At 72.5% G+C, this 3,099-nt stretch carries 4 protein-coding genes and 1 pseudogene; 4 read left to right on the plus strand and 1 reads right to left on the minus strand.

Annotated elements, in window-relative coordinates:
* Positions 1-309: 309 nt before the first annotated feature.
* Positions 310-612 (plus strand): hypothetical protein, encoded by a 303-nt coding sequence (locus tag UW392_RS02150; protein WP_320773100.1) that lies wholly within the window; start codon positions 310-312, stop codon positions 610-612.
* A 130-nt stretch (positions 613-742) separates the two neighbouring features.
* Here the strand turns inward: UW392_RS02150 and UW392_RS02155 are convergent, their stop codons facing one another.
* Positions 743-1,219, minus strand: a complete 477-nt coding sequence (locus UW392_RS02155) for a carboxymuconolactone decarboxylase family protein (RefSeq protein ID WP_320773101.1) — start codon at positions 1,217-1,219, stop codon at positions 743-745.
* Positions 1,220-1,340: 121 nt separating this feature from the next.
* Here UW392_RS02155 and UW392_RS02160 point away from each other — a divergent pair, with 121 nt between their 5' ends.
* The 3 genes and pseudogenes from UW392_RS02160 to UW392_RS02170 form a co-directional block, all read left to right on the plus strand.
* Positions 1,341-2,339 (plus strand): pirin family protein, encoded by a 999-nt coding sequence (locus tag UW392_RS02160; protein ID WP_320773102.1) that lies wholly within the window; start codon positions 1,341-1,343, stop codon positions 2,337-2,339.
* A gap of 80 nt (positions 2,340-2,419) precedes the next feature.
* Positions 2,420-2,758 carry a GNAT family N-acetyltransferase gene (locus tag UW392_RS02165; protein ID WP_320773103.1) on the plus strand — a complete coding sequence of 113 codons (339 nt, stop codon included), beginning with the start codon at positions 2,420-2,422 and terminating at the stop codon, positions 2,756-2,758.
* 211 nt (positions 2,759-2,969) lie between these two features.
* A pseudogene (locus UW392_RS02170) lies at positions 2,970-3,099 on the plus strand (esterase); the annotation flags it as partial.

Raw genomic sequence — 3,099 nt, forward strand, 5'->3', positions numbered from 1 at the left:
GTCCACCGTCCGGCGCAGCCGGGGCGGTGCCCGTCGCCGTACGCGGCGTACCGCCCGGCGGCGCAGACGGCGGGGGCCGCGGCGGCCGTGGCCCGGTCCGGTTCGCGCGTCCGGCCGCGCAGGCAGGGCGTTGTCGGGACCGTGGGGCCGTTCCCGCCTGGACGGCCCCCGGCGGCACCGGCGGTTGAACGCCGTACCGAGGTGCCGTGACCCGTCCGCCGGGTGATGTCCCGTTACGGGGGAGGGGGGTCGGGTACTGGCTCGCAAGGCTCGACGGCCGTCGGGCCCAGCCAAGTTCAGGAGGACACGATGTCCGCTGCATCGTCGGCCGGATACCCGGAGTCCGGCGTACCCCGGACCGCATACGCCGGGGAGCGGGTGAGCGGGGAGACGAAGCCCGCCTACAAGACCACGGAAATGATGGCGTACGTCGCGGCGGTGATCGCCGTACTGATCGCCTCCGCCGTCGTGGGGGACGACGCACGTGGTGTCGACCGGTTCCCGGCGGACCAGGCATGGCTGTTCGTCACGCTGCTGACGATCGGTTACATGATCAGCCGAGGACTGGCCAAGTGCGGCATCCGGGACCGGGACGAGGGCCACAGGATGTGAGGACCCGTCTGTTCCACCGCGGCCGTGCCCCGCTCGGGGGCACGGCCGCTCCGCGTTCGCGCCGGGCGCGGGACGCCCGGCAGTGTGCGCTCACGGACCCGCGGCGCCGTTCCTCCGCCCTGCCCTCGACTCACCGCACCGGGTGCTTGCTCAGGATCGAGATCCGGTTGAAGGCGTTGATGGTGACCGCCACCCAGATCACCGCGGAGATCTGCTCCTCGGTGCACACCTCACGCGCGGCTGCGTACGCGGCCTCCTGCGCGGCGGCGTCGGAGGGGACGGTGGTCGCCTCCGCCAGGGCGAGCGCGGCGCGTTCGAGGGGGGTGAACAGCTCGGTGTCCCGCCAGGCCGCCAGCGTGCCGAGCCGCCGTGTCGTCTCGCCCGCGCGCAGCGCGGCCTTCGTGTGGACGTCGAGGCAGTAGGCGCAGCCGTTGAGCTGTGAGACGCGGAGGTTGACCAGTTCCACGAGGACGCGGTCGAGGCCCGCGTCGGCCGCGGTCGCGCGCACCGCCTCGGACGTCTGCACCAGTGCGCGGTAGGCCTGGGGGCTCTGCTTGTCGACGAAGACTCGCCGGACCGCGGACCCGGTGGCGGGGCTGCTGCTCAACTGGGGCTCCTTCGGGTGCCGTGCTCTTGCGGCTCTCTTGCGGCTCTCGGGCGTCGGGACTACCTTGCGCCAAGATGGTTGAAAATGAAAGTATCACGGGTGTGAAAGGTGGTGGTCCCCGATGAGCAACGTGGAGTCAGGACCCGTCCCGGTACGGTGCGCGTCCACGGCGGACGCCGGCGCGCGGCCGGCCGGAGAACCGCGGGTCGACGTCCTCACCCCGCGCGACGTGCCCCTGGGCGGCCCGCGCGCGATGACCGTACGGCGCACGCTGCCGCAGCGCGCCCGGACCCTGATCGGCGCCTGGTGCTTCGCGGACCATTACGGCCCCGACGACGTCGCCGGCACCGGTGGCATGGACGTCGCCCCGCACCCGCACATCGGGCTGCAGACGGTGAGCTGGCTGTTCAGCGGTGAGATCGAGCACCGGGACAGTCTCGGCAGCCACGCCTACGTGCGGCCCGGCGAACTGAACCTGATGACGGGCGGCCACGGCATCAGCCACTCGGAGGTCTCGACCCCGCGCGCCACGGTCCTGCACGGGGTACAGCTGTGGGTGGCGCTGCCCGCGGAACACCGCGACACCGCCCGGGACTTCCGGCACTACGTGCCCGAGCCGGTCACCGTCGACGGCGGGGCCGCGACGGTCAGCGTCTTCCTGGGCTCCCTCGCCGGGGACGGGTCGCCGGTGCGGACCTTCACGCCCCTGCTCGGTGCCGAGGTCGTCCTCGCGCCACGCGCGACGGTCGAGCTCGCCGTGGACGGCTCGTTCGAGCACGGGCTGCTCGTCGACCGGGGAGAGGTACGGGTGGGCGGCACCCTGCTGCGGTCGGCGGAACTGGGGTACGTCCACCCCGGCCCCGACACGCTGACCCTCGTCAACGAGTCGGACGAGCCCGCCCGGACGGTGCTGCTCGGCGGGGCCCCGTTCGAGGAGGAGATCGTCATGTGGTGGAACTTCATCGGCCGCAGCCACGAGGACATCGTCCGCGCGCGGGAGGAGTGGGAGAGCGCCTCCGACCGCTTCGGCGCCGTCGAGGGGTACGAGGGGGACCGCCTCCCCGCGCCCGCCCTGCCGAACGCGACCATCACGCCGCGCCGGAACCCCGCGCGCGGCTGATCCCCGGCCCGCGGCCCGCGATCCGAACCACCCGGACTGCCCGACCCACCCGAGAGGAACCCGACCCGATGAACCAGCCGATGAACGAGCCCTCCGCAGCGCCCACCGTCGAGCGGGTGGACGCCCGTCACCGTTACGAGATCTCGGTCGACGGCCGACGTGCGGGTTTCACCCAGTACCGCGACCGTGGTGACCAGCGCGTCTTCTTCCACACGGAGATCGACGAGGCCTTCGCCGGACAGGGCCTGGCGTCCCGGCTCGTCCGGCAGGCGATCGCCGACATCGAGGAGACGGGGAAGCGCATCGTGGCCGTGTGCCCCTATTGGGCCAAGTACCTGACGAAACACGGCGAGTTCGCCGATCTCGTCGACCCGGTGACGCCCGACGTGCTGCGCTGGCTGGAGGGGCAGCTCGGCTGAGCCGGTGCACGGAAGGAGCAGCGGCGGTGCGCTGCTGAGCAACTACGGACGGCCGGACGGACCTAGCGTGCGGGGAGGACGGAACCGGAGCGCTCGGCGTGACCGGTGTGATCGCCGGTGATCGCGCGTTCAGCTCGTTCGGTGCTGTGCGGTCCGTACCGTCAGCGCCGGGCGAACCGGCGGCACACCACGGAAACACCAGGAGACAGCCATGTCCGCATCCACCGAGCCGCAGCAGCCGGTTCTGGAGCCCGCCGCGCAGGAGTTCGTCGAGGCGACCGCGAACCCGCCGTACCTGTTCGACCTCGGTCCGGTGGAGGGCCGCAGGACGGTGGACGAGG

The sequence above is a fragment of the Streptomyces sp. CRN 30 genome, from assembly GCF_034105845.1.

Bases quoted from the DNA above. Each gene is read 5' to 3' on its own strand.
- UW392_RS02150 (WP_320773100.1), top strand. From the start codon at position 310: ATGTCCGCTGCATCGTCGGCCGGATACCCGGAGTCCGGCGTACCCCGG.
- UW392_RS02160 (WP_320773102.1), top strand. From the start codon at position 1,341: ATGAGCAACGTGGAGTCAGGACCCGTCCCGGTACGGTGCGCGTCCACG.
- UW392_RS02165 (WP_320773103.1), top strand. From the start codon at position 2,420: ATGAACGAGCCCTCCGCAGCGCCCACCGTCGAGCGGGTGGACGCCCGT.